Origin of the sequence: Flavobacterium sp., assembly GCF_046155325.1 — a bacterium.
GTDB lineage: Bacteria > Bacteroidota > Bacteroidia > Flavobacteriales > Flavobacteriaceae > Flavobacterium.
In genome coordinates this window covers 30556-50144 of sequence record NZ_JBJXDQ010000054.1, presented here as the reverse complement: position 1 = coordinate 50144, position 19589 = coordinate 30556, and the positions used below count along the sequence as shown (strand labels likewise).

Below are 19589 nucleotides of genomic sequence, written 5' to 3'. Positions count from 1 at the left end.
CCAAGTGTCATTATTAATATTGTGTTAAGGATTTCATGGTTTTATTGAGGATAATCATTAATAAATTAATTATTTATGTAATTTATATATAATAATTTATTTTGACCGTAAAATATTACATCTTTTAATCTAATTTTTTTTTTATGAGATTAATTGTATTATTTTTGTATTAAATAAAATTAAGATATGCCTAAACTTTTAATTCCTTTCCTGTTTTTTTTTTGCATTCATTCTCATGCTCAAAAAAAGACTCTTCAGACTAAACCAATTATTGGTAAAGTAATCATTGATGGTAAAATTGATGAAGAGGATTGGAATAAAGCTTCAAATGCCTCTGATTTTGTAATGTTTTCTCCAGATAACGGAAAACCAATTGCCGATTCTAAAAAAACAGATGTAAAAATACTTTATGATAATAATGCTATTTATATTGCGGCTAGATTATTAGATGATGAACCCAATAAAATTTCAAACGAGCTTACTAACCGCGATGTTTTTGGGTTTTCTGATAGTTTTTCAGTTTCAATAAATGGATTTAATGACGGTCAACAGGATTTTAGATTTTTTGTAAGTGCTGCAGGGGTACAATCAGATTGTTTGGCAACAGAGGATAAAGAAGATTTTACTTGGGATGCCATTTGGGAAAGTAAGGCTGTAATTACTGATTTTGGATGGGTTGTAGAAATGAGAATTCCGTATGCCGCATTACGTTTTTCTAAATCAAAAAAACAGACTTGGGGTTTGAATTTTATGAGAGACATTAAACGAGATGTTCAAAAATATACCTGGAATCCCGTTGATGCTAAAATTGGTGCAGTTATTACTCAAGAAGGAATTCTGGAGGGAATTGAAAATATTAAACCTCCAATTAGACTTTTTTTCATTCCTTATCTTTCAGAATATTACCAACAAAACGATTTAGGTTCAGATAAAACATTTAAAGCAGGTTTGGATATTAAATACGGAATCAATGATTCATTTACATTGGATGCAATATTGGTTCCAGACTTTGGTCAAACAAAATTTGACAATCTCATTTTAAATCTTGAGCCATTTGAACAGCAACTTAATGAAAATAGACCTTTTTTTACCGAAGGAACGGATCTGTTTTCGAAAGGTAATTTGTTTTATTCTCGACGAATTGGAGGAGAGCCCTCGACAGTTCCTGAGTATGATGCTAAAATTGAAGAAATCACCAATTATCCTAGTTCTGTAGATTTAATAAATGCAGTAAAAGTTTCGGGAAGAACCGAAAATGGTTTAGGAATAGGAGTTTTAAATGCTGTAACCGAGAAAACGTTTGCAACTATACTTAATACTACAACTAACGAAACAAGAAAAGCTGTAATAGAGCCTTTAACAAATTATAATATTATAGTGCTTGACCAAAGGTTTAATCAAAACTCTTCTGTTAGTTTAATCAATACAAATACATCCCGAAATGGTAGCTATAGAGATGCCAATGTTTCAGCTTTGTTATTCGATTTAAATACCAAAGCAAATACTTATAATTTGTATGGAGATTTTAAATACAGCACAATTAACGATATTAATGACTACAATGGCTATAAAGCAGCATTAAACTTTGCTAAAACCAGTGGAAAATATAGGTATTTGTTTTCAGGAAAATACCTTTCTGAAAATTATGATATCAATGATTTAGGGATTATTTTTTATAATAATTATCATAGTGGTTATGGCGAAATGAGTTACAGAATAATTAATCCAACCAAAATATTCAACACATTCAATATTACTCAAGAAATTAATTCTGAAATACAAAATACTACAGGGAAAACGCAAGAAGGTTACTATAAAGTAGCAATAAATGCAAGTACATTAAAAAATCATATTATTGGTTCTGGAATTCAAATTAACCCAATTGATAGATTTGATTTTTATGAGCCTAGAGAAAATGGAAAATTTGTTTTTATTCCTAAAAGTGTATATGTTTATGCTCAATTTTTTTCAAATCCTAACAAATCTTTTAATTATTATACAGAAGCTATTATTAACAAATTTGATGAAACGAATAGACAAACCTATTTTTTTAATACAGGAGCAAAATACAGGTTTAACGAAAAATTTTCACTAGATTATCGTTTTGAATATGAAAATTATAAAAATGATCGTGGGGCTTTTTCGGATGATTATGATGAATCAAATATTGTTTTTGGAGAACGTAATCAAGAGGTTATTCAGCATGAGTTGATAGGTAAATATTCTCTAACCAACAAAATGAATATAAATTTAACGGCAAGATATTATTGGTCTTATTCTCAAAATCATGATTTTTTTATTTTACAAAATAATGGTCATTTAACTCCAAATGAATCCTACAATGTAAATCAAGATTTGAATTATAATTTATGGAATTTTGATTTGTCCTATTCCTGGTGGTTTGCTCCTGGAAGTGAAGTTAAAGTTTTGTATCGTAATTATGGGCAAGAACAAACTGATTCAGTTAAAAAAAATGTAAATACAAATCTTAAAGATATTTTCAATTCCGATCTAACTAATATTTTTTCAATAAGTATTCGTTATTTTATTGACTACAATAAATTAAAAAGTAAATAAAAATTTCAATTATTTTTAAGTAAAAAAGAAATTTACAATACTATAATCATTTTTTTTACTTTGAAATTATAATTATATAATTGTAGTTTATCTCAACACTACTTTTTTTGAAATTACTTTATCTTTGCATAAAATAAATATAATTTAAATGAACAAGAAAGTAATTCTTATGATACTTGATGGTTGGGGAAAATCTCCAGACCCAAAAGTTTCAGCAATAGACAATGCCAAAGTACCTTTTATAAATAGTTTATATACAAAATACCCAAGTGCTCAATTAAGGACTGATGGTCTGCATGTTGGACTTCCTGAAGGTCAAATGGGTAATAGTGAAGTAGGACATATGAATCTGGGTGCAGGCCGAATTGTATATCAAGATTTAGCGAAAATTAATCTTGCAGTTGCCAATAATACTTTAACTAAAGAAACAGTTTTAATTGATGCTTTTAATTATGCTAAAGCAAACAATAAAAAAGTTCATTTTTTAGGTTTAGTTTCAGATGGAGGAGTCCATTCTCACACATCACATTTGAGAGGATTAATTAATGCAACTCAAGAATATGGTTTAAAAGACGTATTTGTTCATGCTTTTACAGATGGTAGAGATGTTGATCCAAGATCTGGGGCAACATATATTCAAGATCTAGAACAACACATAGAAAAGACGACAGTGAAAATTGCTACGGTAATTGGTCGTTATTATGCTATGGATCGTGATAAGCGTTGGGAAAGAGTGAAACTAGCTTATGACTTATTAGTAAACGGAACGGGAACTCATACAAAAGATGCAGTTGAATCAATACAACAAAGCTATTTAAATAATATTACAGATGAATTTATAACACCATTGGTAGTAACTGGCGATGATGATAAACCTTTGGCAACTATTGAAGATGATGACGTAGTTATTTTCTTTAATTTCAGAACTGATAGGGGGCGTGAATTAACAGAAGCATTATCACAACAAGATTTTCATGAACAAAACATGCATAAGCTCAATTTGTATTATGTTACTTTGACCAATTATGATGAAACTTACCAAAATGTAAAAGTGGTTTATAATAAGGATAACATTACTGAGACTTTAGGAGAGGTTTTAGAAAAAGCTAACAAAAAACAAATTCGAATAGCAGAAACTGAAAAATACCCACATGTTACTTTCTTCTTTTCAGGAGGTAGAGAATTGCCATTTGAGGGAGAAACAAGAATTTTGAGAAATTCACCTAAAGTAGCTACTTATGATTTGCAACCAGAAATGAGTGCATACGAACTTAAAGATGCTTTGGTTGCTGAATTAAATATAGCTGAAGTTGACTTTGTTTGTCTTAATTTTGCAAATGGCGACATGGTAGGTCATACTGGTGATATGAATGCTGCAATCAAAGCCTGTGAAGCAGTTGATGCTTGCGTAAAAGAAGTAATAGAAACTGCTCTTGAAAATAATTACACAACCCTTGTTATTGCTGATCACGGTAATTGCGAAACTATGATTAATCCTGATGGAAGTCCAAATACAGCGCATACAACAAATCCAGTTCCAATTATTTTGGTAGATAAAGATTTAAAAGAAATTCATGATGGTGTTTTGGGAGATATAGCACCAACAATTCTAGAATTGATGGGTGTGAAAAAGCCAGCTGTTATGACTTGTAACTCACTTTTATAAGTTCAATTGATTAAGATGTAAAATTAAAGCCGCCTCAATTATGAGACGGCTTTTTTTCTATTTTTTTAACTTTTACTGTTAATTCTTGAGTTTCGCCATTCAAATCGATAAAAATAGCATCGCCAATATTAACTTTTGAAGTAATAATTTCTTCAGCTAGGATGTCTTCAACATATTTTTGAATGGCTCTTTTTAGTGGTCTAGCACCGAATTGCTTGTCATATCCTTTTTCTGCAATGAATGCTTTTGCAGTATCAGAAAGATTTAATTGATATCCTAATTCATTGATGCGATCATATAATTTTTTCAATTCGATTTCAATAATTAAATCGATATCATGTTTTTCTAAAGAATTAAATACAATAACGTCGTCAATTCTATTTAAAAATTCAGGAGCAAAGGTTTTTTTTAAGGCATTTTCAATAATACTTTTTGAATTATCATCAGCTTGAGCTACTTTGGCTGCAGTACCAAAACCAACACCTTGCCCAAAATCTTTTAATTGACGTGCTCCTACATTTGAAGTCATGATGATGATAGTATTCTTAAAATCAATTTTTCTTCCTAAACTATCGGTTAAGTATCCATCGTCCAAAACTTGAAGCAACATATTAAATACATCAGGGTGTGCTTTTTCGATTTCGTCTAACAATACAACACAATATGGTTTACGACGTACTTTTTCAGTTAATTGTCCACCTTCTTCATAACCAACATATCCTGGAGGAGCTCCAACCAAACGAGAGATGGAAAATTTCTCCATATATTCGCTCATGTCAATTCTTATGAGAGCATCTTCAGAATCAAATAATTCTTTAGCTAAAACTTTGGCCAATTGTGTTTTACCAACTCCTGTTTGACCTAAAAAAATAAAAGAACCAATAGGTCTGTTTGGGTCTTTCAATCCAGCTCGATTTCTTTGAATAGAACGTGCAATTTTCAAAACAGCTTCTTTTTGCCCAATAACTTTACCTTCAATAAGTTCAGGTAGTTTAGCGAGTTTGTTACTTTCAGTTTGTGCAATTCTATTTACAGGAATTCCAGTCATCATGGATACTACATCGGCAACATTATCTTCAGTTACTTCAATACGATTGTTTTTAGCATCTTCTTCCCATTGTTCTTGGGCTATAGCTAAATCTTTTTCAATTCTTTTTTCATCGTCACGAAGTTTTGCTGCTTCTTCATATTTCTGTTTTTTTACTACAGAATTTTTTAATTCGCGTACATCTTCCAACTTTTTTTCTAATTCCAATATTTGTATTGGAACATCAATATTTACTATATGTACACGAGATCCAGCTTCATCTAAAGCATCAATTGCTTTATCCGGCAAGAATCGATCTGACATATACCGATCAGTCAATTTAACACAAGCCTCTATGGCTTCATTTGAATAAGTTACATTGTGATGATCTTCGTACTTATCTTTGATGTTATTTAATATTGTAATAGTTTCACTTATAGATGTAGGTTCAACAACAACTTTTTGAAAGCGTCTTTCTAATGCACCATCTTTTTCAATATACTGTCTGTATTCATCAAGAGTTGTAGCTCCAATACATTGTATTTCCCCTCTAGACAAAGCAGGTTTAAACATATTTGAAGCATCGAGTGAACCAGTTGCACCTCCTGCGCCAACTATGGTATGAATTTCATCTATAAAAAGAATAATATCATCATTTTTTTCTAATTCATTCATTACAGCTTTCATTCGCTCTTCAAATTGTCCTCTATATTTAGTTCCTGCAACTAAACTTGCAAGATCTAAAGTAACTACGCGTTTATTGAATAAAATTCTAGAAACTTTCTTTTGAATAATTCTTAAAGCTAATCCCTCGGCAATAGCTGATTTCCCAACGCCAGGTTCTCCAATTAATAATGGATTGTTCTTTTTTCTACGGCTTAAAATTTGAGAAACTCTTTCAATTTCTTTTTCTCGTCCAACTACAGCATCTAATTTTCCTTCTTCTGCCATTTCGGTTAGATCTCTACCAAAATTGTCTAACACAGGAGTTTTAGATTTTTTATTTGATTTATTTACTGGATTGTTAAAGCTGTTTTCTTTTAAGCTGTCATCTTGTCCTGAATCTTCATTATAAGATTCGTTTTTTGGCAAGTTATCAATAAAATCTTCTTCGTTTGGCGTCATGTTTAAATATTGTTCTTTAGCTACATCATAATCTATTTTTAGTTTATTCAATAGCTTGGTTGTTGGATCATTTTCATTTCTTAAAATGCACAATAATAAATGTGCCGTACTAATAGAAGTGCTGTGAAATACTTTTGCTTCAAGAAAAGTTGTTTTTAATGCACGTTCAGCTTGTCGAGTTAAATGTAAATTTTTCTTTTCAATGTTACTTTCTAAATTTGGGCTTGCCGGGCTTAGTATTTCTACTTTTTTTCTAAGATGATCTAAATCAATTGATAAGTTATTTAAAATATTAATTGCTTTTCCATTACCATCTCTTAAAATTCCTAGCATAAGATGTTCAGTGCCAATGAAATCATGCCCTAATCTCAGTGCTTCTTCCTTACTATATGTAATTACATCTTTTACTCTTGGTGAAAAATTATCATCCATAACATGTTTGATTTATTAGGTAAATTTAGTGAATATGAATATGAAAAACAATAATCGTACCCATTCTGTGCTTATAATTGCTAATTGACAAAAAAAGAATGATAAATATGTTAAAAACAATATAATTTATTAACCAAAAAACAACATATTTTTGTTAATAAATCGTTTAAATTTGAAAGCTAAAATGCCGTCTAAAAAATCTAAAAGATGTATATTAGCACGTTTTGAAATTGAAATAAATTTATTAAATATTTACAACTTATGTCAGAAGGAGAAAAGTTAATTCCTATTAACATTGAAGATGAAATGAAATCAGCTTACATCGATTATTCGATGTCTGTAATTGTGTCTAGAGCACTTCCTGATGTTAGAGACGGTTTAAAACCAGTACATAGAAGAGTGCTTTATGGAATGTATGATTTAGGAGTAACTTCAAAATCTGCGCACAAAAAGTCTGCAAGAATCGTTGGAGAGGTTTTAGGAAAGTATCACCCCCATGGAGATACATCTGTTTATGATGCTATGGTTCGTATGGCCCAAGAATGGAGTTTACGTTATTTACTAGTAGATGGGCAAGGTAACTTTGGTTCTGTAGATGGAGACAGTCCAGCTGCAATGCGTTATACCGAAGCTAGAATGCGCAAAATTTCGGAAGAAATAATGGCTGATATTGAGAAAGAAACAGTCGATTTTCAATTGAATTTTGACGATACTTTATATGAACCTAAAGTAATGCCAACAAGAGTTCCTACATTATTGATCAACGGAGCAACAGGAATTGCTGTAGGTATGGCAACCAACATGCCACCTCATAATCTTACCGAAGTTATCAATGGAACTTTAGCTTTTATTGATAATAATGATATTGAAATAGATGAATTAATGAACCATATTAAGGCCCCAGATTTCCCAACTGGTGGAACAATATATGGCTACGAAGGTGTTAGGGAAGCTTTTAAAACTGGTAGAGGACGTATTGTAATGCGTGCCAAAGTTGGTTTTGAAGAAGTCGATGGAAGAGAAAGTATAATTGTTACTGAAATCCCTTACCAAGTTAATAAAGCTGATATGATTAAACGTACAGCTGATTTAGTAAATGATAAGAAAATTGAGGGGATTGCCAATATTCGTGATGAATCTGATCGAAATGGTATGCGTATTGTTTATATACTAAAACGTGATGCAACACCTAATGTAGTTTTAAATACGCTTTTCAAGTTTACTCAATTACAATCTTCTTTTAGTGTAAATAATATTGCCTTAGTAAAAGGTCGTCCGCAAATGTTGAATCTAAAAGATATGATTCATTATTTTGTTGAACACCGTCATGATGTTGTGATTCGTAGAACACAGTTTGATTTACGTAAAGCGGAGGAAAGAGCTCATATTTTAGAAGGTTTAATAATTGCTTCTGATAATATCGACGAAGTAATTGCACTAATCAAAGCTTCAAAAAACACAGAAGAGGCAAGAGAAAAATTAATAGAAAGATTCAAATTATCTGATATTCAATCTCGTGCTATTGTAGAAATGCGTTTGCGTCAGTTGACCGGTCTTGAACAAGATAAGTTAAGAGCTGAATATGAAGAAATCATGAAGTTAATTGCTCATTTACAAGCTTTATTAGCTGATGTGAATTTAAGAATTGCATTAATCAAAGAGGAACTTATCGAAATTCGTGATAAATATGGTGATGCACGTCGTTCATTAATCGAGTATTCAGGAGGAGATGTAAGTATCGAAGATTTGATTGCCGATGAGAATGTAGTGATTACCATTTCGCATGCTGGTTATATCAAACGTACAAATTTAACAGAATACAAAACACAAAATAGAGGAGGAGTTGGACAAAAAAGTGCAGGAACAAGAGATCAAGATTTCTTAGAACATATGTATGTTGCAACCAATCACCAATATATGATGTTTTTTACTCAGAAAGGGAAATGTTTCTGGATGCGAGTTTATGAAATTCCTGAAGGAAGCAAAACCGCAAAAGGTAGAGCATTACAAAACTTAATTAATATTGAAAGTGATGATAAAGTAAAAGCATTTATCTGTACTCAAGATTTAAAAGACAAAGAATATACAAATAGCCATAATCTAATTATGGTTACAAAAAAAGGACAGGTTAAGAAAACATCTTTGGAGAAATATTCTAAACCGAGAGTTAATGGTGTAGCTGCTATAACTATTAAAGAAGACGATGAGCTATTAGCTGCTGAATTAACTAATGGTAACAGTCAGATAATGATAGCCGTTCGATCTGGAAAAATGGTTCGTTTCGAAGAAAGTAAAACCAGACCAATGGGAAGAACAGCTTCTGGAGTTCGTGGAATTACTTTAAAAGATGAAACTGATGAAGTTATTGGAATGGTTTCTGTAAACGATATGGAAAGCGAAATACTTGTAGTTGCTGAAAACGGTTATGGTAAACGATCAAGTATTGACGAATATAGAATTACTAATCGTGGTGGTAAAGGTGTGAAAACATTGAACATCACTGAAAAAACAGGGAAGCTTATTTCAATTAATAGTGTAACCGATGCAGATGATTTAATGATTATCAACAAATCAGGATTGACTATTAGAATGGCAGTTGAAGATTTGCGTGTCATGGGAAGAGCAACACAAGGTGTGAAATTGATTAATATCAAAGGAAATGATTCTATTGCTGCGGTTACTAAAGTAATGAAAGATGATGTTGTTGAAGTTTTAGTTGACGAAGATGGTAATATTATCGAAGATACTACTATTGAAAGAGTTAAACCAGTATTAGAAGTTCTTGAGGATGATGGAACCGAAGAAGATGAGGAAGATGCTACTGAAGACGAATTAGAAGAAGATATTGAGGACGATTCTGATGAGGATGATGAATAATTTTAAAATTAAGTAAAATAAAATAATATGAACAGTAATAATTTGATAGTAATACCAGCACTTTTGTTTTCATTTGTGACTTTTGCTCAAAAAGACCAAATAAAAGCCGCAGAAAAAGCATTAAAAGCAGGTAATTCTCAAGAAGCATTAACGGTTTTACAAACAGCTGAATCATTAATTTCCGCAGCTCCTGATACTGAAAAAGCCCAATATTTCTTTGTAAAAGGAAACGCTTTACTTGATTTGGCTAATAAAAAGATAGATGTGAAAAATAATCTTTCTTTAGCATCTATTGCCTACAGAGATTTATTAGGTATTGAAAAAACTTCAGGAAAAGATAAATTTTCAAGTCAAGCACAAACATCTATTGCTGATATAAAAAGTAAAATTATAAATTTAGCAATTGATAAATCTGCTGAAAAAAAGTTTAAAGAAGCCTCTTCTTTGTTATTTCAAGCCTATGAGCTAGATAAAAGTGATTTAGAAAAATTATATTTTGCAGCTTCCTATGCTATTAATGATAAAGATTATGATTTATCATTAAAATATTATCAAGAACTTAAAAATTATAACTATACAGGTGAAGCTACTCAATACTATGCTAAGAATTTAGTAACTGAAAAAGAAGATTTTTTTGGAACAACTCCTAGTGCAAAAGCAGACAGAGATTCTAGAGTAAAATTAAAAATATATAGTGAACCTAGAGATGAAAAATCACCATCCAGACGACCAGAAATCAATAAGAATATAGCTTTAATTTTAACCGAAAAAGGTAAAATTGCTGAAGCAAAAGTAGCCTTTGAAGAAGCAATAAAAGAAAGTCCTGATAATGTCTCTTTAATTTTGTTGGAATCTGAATTATATTATAAAGAGAATGACATGGTCATGTATAAAAAATTAATTACTTCTGCTCTAGAGAAAAATCCAGATAATGCTGAACTAATTTATAATCTTGGTGTTGCTAGTCACAAAAATAAAGAGTATGCAGATGCTGAAAAATTTTATAAGCAAGCTATTTCAACAAATCCAAATTATAGTGTAGCTTATTTAAATTTAGCTAATCTAAAATTAGACGGACGTAATAAGATTGTTGATGAAATGAATAAACTTGGAGCTTCTGCAGTTGACATGAAAAAATATGATTATTTAAAAAAGCAATCAGAGAATATTTTATTAACAGAGGTACTACCTTTATTAGAAAAAGCATATACTATAGATTCTGTTAATGAAGATATTAAATATCTTTTAATTAAAGTTTACAAAACTTTAGATATGAAAGAAAAAGCTAATGCTGTAAAATAAATTTTTTTACTTTATATTTTTAATCCTATTCTTAATTGAATAGGATTTTTTTTATTCAATATTATTTTTGTAAGTAAAATAGTTAATATATATTATTTTTGTGTATTTAATCGATTAAATTTCGCTTTTAAACGATTTTATTTCTATATTTACATAACAAAATAAAAAACACGTTCTTATATTATACTCTTAAAGAAGCTTGCCCCACAATCTACTTTAATTTAATAATAACTATAAAGAGTTTGCCCCACATTCTACTTTAAACTAAAACCTACTAAATTATGAAAGCAAAATTACTTCGAGTATTGTTGCTAGTTGCAATAATATTCACAATGAATTCATGTTCTTCTGATAGTTCAGAAACGACTACTTCAGAAACTTCTAATCAGAAAGTGATGAATTATTCCTATAATTCATCAGAGTTAGAAGCTATGAATATCATCAATGAATACAGAGTAAGTGTAGGTTTGTTACCATTAAAACAAATAAATCATGTATCATTCAAATCTGAAGAACATGATGATTATATGATAGTTAATAATGTAGTTAATCACAATAATTTTGTTGAAAGATCTGAGAACTTAATTTCAGTTTTAGGAGCAAAAAGAGTAGGTGAAAATGTTGCTTATAACTATAACGCCCCACAATCCGCAGTAACTGCTTGGTTGAATAGTCCTTCACACAAAGAGAACATAGTTGGTGATTATACACATTTCGGAATAGCAATTAAAACTAATGCTCAAGGAAAAAAATACTACACTAATATATTTGTGAAAATTTAATTGGATTAAAAACACCTTAAAATAGTATTTTAAAATTATTCAGGAATTTGCTGACTTAAACAATGTAAAGTTCCAAAACCCCATATTAAGTCAACTGAACTTATCCCAATTATTTCTCTATCGGGAAAGCAATCAGCAAGAATATTTAATGCATTTCTATCATTTAAATCATTGAAAGTCGGTACCAAAACACATTTATTCAGAATCAAAAAATTTGCATAACTAGCGGGCAATCTCAATCCGTCAAAATCAATGCGCTTAGGCATGGGTAACTCTATTATTTTAGGAGTTTTTCCATCTTGCAATTTTGCTTTTTTAAGCCTTTTTAAATTATCTTGTAGAGGCTTGTAATTTTTATCTTTTGGGTTAGATTCGATTATTGTAACAATAGTATCTTCGTTTACAAATCGACATAAATCATCAATATGTCCGTGAGTGTCATCACCTTCAATTCCTTCACCTAGCCAAATTACGTTTGTGATACCTAAATATTCTTTGAAAACAGCTTCATAATCTGCTTTAGTAAAATTGGGATTTCTAACCTGTATATTAGGATGCATTAAACATTCTTCCGAAGTAAGCAAGGTTCCTTTTCCGTTAGTATCAATAGCACCGCCTTCTACAATAACAGGTTTGCCTTTATAAATTACTTGAGTCAATGGCAGTTTAAGAAATTCACTCAGTTTAGCAGGAACTAGTTTGTCAAGTTGAATATTTTTATATTTTGCCCAACCGTTAAAATTAAAGTTTAAAGCTTCTCTTTTTATTCCATTTTTTATAATAATGGGGGCCGAATCTCGCATCCAGCTTCGGTTGGTTTTATAGATTATAAATGAAACTTTACTTGTTTGAACGACAGCTGTTTCTAGCATTTCTAATACCTTAGTCTTTAGCTTTTCATCGGAAACTACTAAAAAAACTTGCTCAAAAGTGGCTACTTTTTTAATAAATTCTACAAAAGCCCATTGAATGGCTTCGTATTTTCCTGGCCAATCGTTTCCATTATGCGGAAAACAAAGCAAAATACCTTCTTGTTTTTCCCATTCGGCCGGAAATCTTCTGTTGTTGGTACTCATAATTAGTCGATTGCTCTTTTTGTAATATCACCAAAAGCATCAATTCTTCTGTCTCTAAAAAACGGCCAATTCTGGCGTACATTTTCTTGTAAATCCAAATCGACCAAGGCAATCAAGATTTCTTCCTGGTCGTGTGAGGCTTGCGCCAAAATTTCACCTTGCGGACCTGCAATAAAAGAAGATCCCCAAAATTGTATTCCTGCAGTGCCTTTAATATATTGTTCTAGACCTATTCTATTGGCTGCTGCAACATAAACACCATTAGCAACAGCATGACCTTTCATTACAGTCATCCAGGCCTCATGTTGGTTTACACCATATTGTTCTTTTTCTAATGGATGCCACCCAATTGCAGTTGGATAAAATAACACTTCGGCACCTTGTAAAGCTGTCAATCGAGCTGCTTCAGGATACCATTGATCCCAACAAATTAGTGTGCCAATTTTTCCTTTTTGAGTTGGGAATGCCTTAAAGCCTAAATCACCTGGAGTAAAATAAAATTTTTCGTAAAAATGGGGGTCATCTGGGATATGCATTTTTCGATACAAACCTGCTTCAGAACCATTCGTATCAATAATATAGGCGCTATTATGATAGATACCCGCCATTCTTTTTTCGAAGAATGGAACGATAATTACCACCTCTAATTCTTTTGCCAATGCACTAAAAGCTATAAATGAAGTACTGTATAAAGGTTCTGCTAATGCAAAATTTTCCACGTCTTCGCTTTGACAAAAATAATGGCTACTATACAATTCGGGTAATGAAATTACTTCGGCACCTAATTTTGCAGCTTGACGAACCCAACTTAAACATTTTTTCAAGTTGTTTTCGGCAACATCATTTAAATTTAATTGGATTACAGCTATTTTATATTTATTATTTGGCATAAGGCAAAATTTAGATTGCAAAAATAGTGAATTTTATAATCACTAGTAAATAGGGCGATTGTCTTTTTTACAGGGACTAAAACTATTTTTAATTTTTGTTTCTTATTTTAGTTTTACTTATGTTTTTTTTAATCCATTTTTTTATAAAATCAACAATTTCGATTTTTTTAAATAAGTATTTGTTACTTATTTTTTGAAAGAATAAATATTAAATTAAGTAATAATTTAATTGGCTAACTTTATGATTAGTAAATTAAATTTGAAACAAAATGGAACAAAAACTACCGCTCCCTCCGTTTACGGCTGAAACTGCTATAAGAAAAAATCAAATGGCAGAAGATGCACGGAAAAGCAAGTATCCTGAAAGGGTTTCTTTGCATATTCCATAAATACTGAATGGCGAAATTGAACCGATTTTATAAATGGAAGAAACGAAGTAATTGAATTTCTAAGAGTAAAATGGTCAAAAGAAATAAGCTATAAATTAAAAAAAGAACTTTGGACCTTTTATGATAATAGAATTGCAGTTCGTTTCGAATATAAATATCATAATGCTGAAGGGCAATGGTTTAGATCTTATGTCAATGAAAACTGGGAATTTGATTGTAATGGTTTAATGGAAAAACGTTTTGCTAGTATTAATGTTTTGCCAATAGAAGAAAAAAAACAGAAGGATTTTTTAAAGTCTTTAAATTTAGTTATAAAAATTAAGCAGATTCTAAAATTTTAATTTTTAAAATCTGCTATAATTATTGAATTTTAGATTCTTATCCCAAAAAAGATTTTAAATCTTCATAGGTTTTTATTCTCTTACTTACTTTGTCTTTGTTTAAAACGCTTTCAATTTGTGATGGAATTGAAAGTTTTATTTCTAATGCTGGCTCAACAACATCTAAAAATTTAATTGGATGTGCTGTTTCTAAGAAAACTCCAATCGCATTCGAATGATTTTTCAATTCTTTTTTCAATCCTAAATAACCAACAGCGCCATGAGGTTCTGCAATATATCCAGTAGATTTATAGATTGATTTCATTATTTTTAAAGTTTCTTCATCAGTATACGAATAAGATGAAAAATCTTTTTTAAATAACTCTAAATCATTATTGTACATTTCTTGAATTCTAATAAAATTACTTGGATTGCCAACATCCATAGCATTAGATATTGTAGCAATCGATGATTTAGCATCATAAATACCATTTTTCATAAATCTTGGTACAGTGTCATTGACATTAGTAGAAGCTACAAAATGTTCAATAGGTAATCCTAATTTTTTAGCAATGATACCAGCACATATATTTCCAAAATTTCCACTAGGACAAGAAAACACAATTGGTTTGTTATGAGATTTCAATTGCTTATAAGCAAAAAAGAAATAGAACATTTGTGGTAACCAACGGGCAACATTGATTGAGTTTGCAGAAGTTAAATTATGATGAGACAAACTATTGTCCAAAAATGCTTTTTTAACCATATCTTGACAATCGTCAAAAACGCCGTCTACTTCAAGGGCCTTAATGTTTTGTCCTAAAGTTGTTAGTTGTCGCTCCTGAATATCACTCACTTTTCCAGAAGGATATAAAATCACAACTTCAACACCTTGAACACCCAGAAAACCACTTGCAACAGCTCCGCCAGTATCACCTGAAGTCGCTACTAAGACCGTATTTTTATTATCTATTTTATCTTTATTAAAATAGCCTAAACAACGAGACATAAACCGCGCACCAACATCTTTGAAAGCCATAGTTGGACCATGATATAACTCGAGTGAATAAATATCATCTTCTACTTTTACAGTTGGAAAATCAAAACACAATGTTTCTTTTATAATTTCTTTTAAAGTTTCGGTTGGGATTTCGTCTCCAACAAATTGCTGAATGGCTTCAAAAGCGATTTCGGCATTGCTTAACTTTTCGATGTTTTCAAAAAAACTTTTTGATAATGGCGTTATAGATTCTGGAAAATATAATCCTCTATCGGTTGCTAATCCTTTTATTACGGCTTCTTCAAAAGAAACTTTAGGGGCGTTATGGTTTAAACTGTAGTATTTCATTTTTATGTCATTGAGAGGCACGAAGCAATCTCATTTTTTATTTAAATTATACTAATTCCTTCAGGATTCACTTTAGAAACGTGAATTTCATAAGGTAAATTAAACTTATTATATACATCACTCATGGCTTTGGCAATCTTTTCAGCTGTTGCTGCACCTTTGCTTAAAGCAAAGATGGAAGGACCAGAACCAGATATTCCTGAACCTAAAGCTCCATTTTCGTATGCTGCTTTTTTAATTAAATCAAATCCAGGAATTAGCATACTTCGAACAGGTTCAATTATTTCGTCATGCAAAGATCGACCAATTAATTCATAATCTTGAGTATATAATCCAGCTACTAATCCACCAACATTACCCCATTGAGTAATGGCACTTTTTAATGTAACGGTTTGCTTTAATACAGAACGAGCATCCGAAGTTTTTAATTCTATTTGGGGATGAACTACTGTAGCATATAACTCGCTCGGACTATCAATTTTAATGATGTCTAATGGGTTAGAACTCCTTACCAGAGTAAAACCACCCAATAGGCAAGGGGCTACGTTATCTGCATGGGCATTGCCGCTGGCTAATTTTTCACCCTGCATGGCAAATTTCACCAATTCTTTTCTTGTAAATGGTTTTCCTAATAATTCATTTATTCCAAAAACAGCTCCTGCTGAACTTGCAGCACTGCTTCCTATACCACTTCCTGCTTTTATATTTTTGTAGATTTCAATTTCAAACCCGATAGTTATCGGGGTAAATTCTCTTTCGTATTCCTCTAACATAGCTAAAGCAGCAACCCCTGCAACATTATTCTCGGTTTCTAATGGTAAATCTGCACCAACAATTTTAGTAATACGAACACCTTTAATATCAGATTTACGGATAATCATTTCGTCCCCAGCAGTTTTTAAGCAAAGTCCTAGTACATCAAATCCACATGAAAGATTGGCAATTGTTGCTGGGCAAAATAGTTTAATTTCGTTCATAAAATTTTGTTTTTAGTTTCAAGTTAAAGATTTAAAATCACTAGAGAACTTTAAACCTGAAACTTTAAACTAATTTTTAAATATTTCCAATTCGTATAACATCAGCAAAAATTCCAGAAGCTGTAACAGCCGCACCGGCACCAGCTCCTTTTATTAATAATGGCTGATCTATATAACGATCTGTATAAAATTGTACAATATTATCTTTTCCTTCTAAATTATAAAAGGGACTTTCTTTTGGTATGAATTCTAATCCAACACTTGCTTTACCATTTTCGAAAGTGGCAACATATTTTAATCGACTTTCTTTAGTGTTAGCTTCTTTTAATAAATTTTCAAAATGGACTGAATTTGCATGGAGTGATTTGAAAAAGTCGTCATTATTTGTTGTTGCTAGACATTCACTAGGCATGAATGATTTGTTAGTAATATCTTCAATATTGAATTGGTAACCACTTTCGCGAATTAGTATTAATATTTTTCTTGCTACATCAACACCGCTTAAATCTATTTTTGGATCTGGCTCAGTAAATCCTTGAATTCCAGCTTCTTTAACAACATCGTGAAAAGAATTTTTTTCGTCAAAATTATTAAAAATAAAGTTTAAACTACCAGATAAAACCGCTTGTATTTTATTGACTTTATCTCCCGAAGCAATTAAATGTTTTAAGGTATCAATAATTGGCAAACCTGCTCCTACATTAGTTTCAAACAAGAAGGGAGCGTTATATTGTCGCGATAGATTTTTAAGTTTTTTATAATTGTCGTAGTCTGATGAACAAGCAATTTTATTACAAGTAACTACAGCTATATTTTGATTCAAATACTGAGCATAAGTTTCAGAAACACTTTGGTTTGCAGTTATATCAACAAAAATGCTATTTCTTAAATTGAGAGATTTTACTTTTGAAATAAAGGTATCTTGATTAGTAATTTCTCCATTATCTAATAAAGATTGCCAATCTTTTAGAGAAATTCCCTCCTCATTAAAATACATTTTTCTAGAATTTGCAATGGCAATTACTCTCAAATTTATTTTTAAATTCTCTTTTAAAAATTTCTTTTGTTGGTTGATTTGTTCAATGAATTTCTCACCTACATTTCCAACACCCATAACAAACAAATTCAATTGCTTTGAATTCTCTTCAAAAAACACCTCATGAAGTGTATTTAAAGCTTTTTTTACATCTTTTTCATTGATTACTGCCGATATATTTCTTTCTGATGCGCCTTGTGCTATGGCTCTAATATTGACATTGTTTTTTCCTAAAGTACTGAACATTCTTCCACTCAAACCTTGATGGTTTTTCATGTTTTCACCAACCAAAGCAATGATGCAAAGGTTTTTTTCGATGATGCAAGTGTCAATTTTATTTTGAGAAATTTCAACTTCAAAAGCGTTATTGATAGCGTTTTCAGCTTTTTCTGCATCGATATTTAATATTCCGATGCAAATAGAATGTTCAGATGAGGCTTGAGTAATAAAAATTACATTAACATCTTCCTGTGATAATACTTCAAAAAGTCTTTTCGATGAACCTGCAACGCCAATCATTCCAGGGCCTTCAAGAGTAATTAAACTGATATTATCTATATGGCTAATTCCTTTTACTGGGTTTGTATATGATGTTTCTTGATTGGAAATAAGAGTTCCTACAGCTTCTGGTTCAAAAGTGTTTTTAATCCAAATAGGAATGTTTTTACTCAAAACAGGTTGAATAGTTGGAGGATATAAAACTTTGGCACCAAAATGTGAAAGCTCCATCGCTTCCTGATATGAAATCATTGCTATAGGTTGGGCTTGTTTTACTACTTTAGGATTTGCTGTAAACATACCATTTACATCGGTCCAAATTTCTAATTCTGTAGCTCCTAATGCTCCTGCTATTATAGCAGCGGTATAGTCTGAACCTCCACGTCCTAACGTTGTACCAATGCCATCAATAGAATTAGCAATAAATCCTGGCATTACAACTATTTGATTTTGGTTTGAAGCAAAATATTCAGAAATCAATGAATTCGTGATTTCAAAATTCACAACAGCCTTACCAAAATTGTTGTTTGTTTTTATCAAATCACGACTGTCTTTATAACCACAATTTTTAACTTCTTGTTTAAAAGCTTCAGCAATGATATAGGATGATAATAATTCTCCAAAACTTAAAATAGTATCGGATGTTCTTGATGATAATTCTCCTAATAAAAAACAACCATCTAATAAAGTTTCAAGATGGTTAATAATTCTTTTTATATGGCTTAATGAACTACTTTGTTCACTTACATGAATTAATTCTTTAATAGCATCTAAATGTTTTTTTTCTATTTCGGCAACAACCTCCTTGTAGCTTTCATCATTTGAAGCCGCTTTTTTTGATGCTATTACCAACAAATCGGTTACTTTGGTAAAAGCGGAAACTACTACTATAATTTTGTCTTTTAATCCTTTATTACGAACTATATTTAAAGCGAGTTTTATATTCTGTGCATTGGCTACTGATGTTCCACCAAATTTTAATACTTTCATTTTGTTTTTTTATTTGAAAAGTGATTTTTTTATAGAATCAAAATATTTATTTCTTTAGAAAAAAATATAACGACTAATTAGGATTATATGTGATTTTTAACCCCATTGGGGTTGTAATTGTTGTAGTTGTGGTAAATTCAACAGTTTTAGCAACCCTGGTTCGGGTTGAAAAAGAAGTGCTGTATGTGCTAAATTTCAGTACCATAAAATAATTTTTCAAAAGTACATTTTTTTATAAAAGAACAAAATTTTTTGTTTTGTTTTTGTTGTTATTTGA

General features: G+C 30.9%; 12 protein-coding genes. 6 read left to right on the top strand and 6 right to left on the bottom strand.

Going from position 1 to position 19589, the window contains the following annotated elements; genetic code table 11:
- Positions 1 to 186: 186 nt before the first annotated feature.
- Together ACKVOD_RS03705 and gpmI are read left to right on the top strand one after the other, a co-directional pair.
- The gene (locus ACKVOD_RS03705; protein WP_409208133.1) at positions 187 to 2577 is read left to right on the top strand and encodes a DUF5916 domain-containing protein; all 2391 of its coding nucleotides are present in this window, start codon (positions 187 to 189) and stop codon (positions 2575 to 2577) included.
- A 148-nt stretch (positions 2578 to 2725) separates the two neighbouring features.
- Entirely contained in the window at positions 2726 to 4243 is a 1518-nt protein-coding gene (gpmI, locus tag ACKVOD_RS03700; RefSeq protein ID WP_409208132.1) for a 2,3-bisphosphoglycerate-independent phosphoglycerate mutase, read from the top strand.
- Positions 4244 to 4277: 34 nt separating this feature from the next.
- On the opposite strand, the gene ACKVOD_RS03695 is transcribed toward gpmI, so the two are convergent.
- A complete protein-coding gene (locus ACKVOD_RS03695; RefSeq protein ID WP_409208131.1) occupies positions 4278 to 6827 on the bottom strand; it encodes an ATP-dependent Clp protease ATP-binding subunit in 2550 nt (849 codons plus the stop codon).
- Between the two features lie 261 nt (positions 6828 to 7088).
- Here ACKVOD_RS03695 and gyrA point away from each other — a divergent pair, with 261 nt between their 5' ends.
- The 3 genes from gyrA (at position 7089) to ACKVOD_RS03680 (ending at position 11788) form a co-directional block, all read left to right on the top strand.
- A complete protein-coding gene (gyrA, locus tag ACKVOD_RS03690) occupies positions 7089 to 9704 on the top strand; it encodes a DNA gyrase subunit A (protein ID WP_409208130.1) in 2616 nt (871 codons plus the stop codon).
- A 27-nt stretch (positions 9705 to 9731) separates the two neighbouring features.
- Positions 9732 to 11006: a tetratricopeptide repeat protein gene (locus ACKVOD_RS03685; RefSeq protein WP_409208129.1), complete on the top strand. Its 1275-nt coding sequence runs from the start codon at positions 9732 to 9734 to the stop codon at positions 11004 to 11006.
- 281 nt (positions 11007 to 11287) lie between these two features.
- Positions 11288 to 11788, top strand: coding sequence for a CAP domain-containing protein (locus ACKVOD_RS03680; RefSeq protein WP_409208128.1), 501 nt, complete (start codon positions 11288 to 11290; stop codon positions 11786 to 11788).
- A gap of 35 nt (positions 11789 to 11823) precedes the next feature.
- Here the strand turns inward: ACKVOD_RS03680 and ACKVOD_RS03675 are convergent, their stop codons facing one another.
- Both ACKVOD_RS03675 and ACKVOD_RS03670 read right to left on the bottom strand, forming a co-directional pair.
- A complete protein-coding gene (locus ACKVOD_RS03675; RefSeq protein WP_409208127.1) occupies positions 11824 to 12864 on the bottom strand; it encodes an agmatine/peptidylarginine deiminase in 1041 nt (346 codons plus the stop codon).
- A gap of 2 nt (positions 12865 to 12866) precedes the next feature.
- On the bottom strand, positions 12867 to 13754 hold the full coding sequence (locus ACKVOD_RS03670) for a carbon-nitrogen hydrolase (protein WP_409208126.1): 888 nt from the start codon (positions 13752 to 13754) through the stop codon (positions 12867 to 12869).
- 418 nt (positions 13755 to 14172) lie between these two features.
- Between ACKVOD_RS03670 and ACKVOD_RS03665 the strand changes: the two genes are divergently transcribed.
- Entirely contained in the window at positions 14173 to 14484 is a 312-nt protein-coding gene (locus tag ACKVOD_RS03665) for a DUF1348 family protein (protein WP_409208134.1), read from the top strand.
- Between the two features lie 37 nt (positions 14485 to 14521).
- Here ACKVOD_RS03665 and thrC read toward each other — a convergent pair whose 3' ends face one another.
- From thrC to thrA, 3 genes are all read right to left on the bottom strand, one after another.
- Entirely contained in the window at positions 14522 to 15811 is a 1290-nt protein-coding gene (gene thrC, locus ACKVOD_RS03660) for a threonine synthase (protein ID WP_409208125.1), read from the bottom strand.
- 41 nt (positions 15812 to 15852) lie between these two features.
- Positions 15853 to 16788, bottom strand: coding sequence for a homoserine kinase (locus ACKVOD_RS03655; protein WP_409208124.1), 936 nt, complete (start codon positions 16786 to 16788; stop codon positions 15853 to 15855).
- 76 nt (positions 16789 to 16864) lie between these two features.
- Positions 16865 to 19312: a bifunctional aspartate kinase/homoserine dehydrogenase I gene (thrA, locus tag ACKVOD_RS03650; protein WP_409208123.1), complete on the bottom strand. Its 2448-nt coding sequence runs from the start codon at positions 19310 to 19312 to the stop codon at positions 16865 to 16867.
- Between the last annotated feature and the right edge of the window lie 277 nt (positions 19313 to 19589).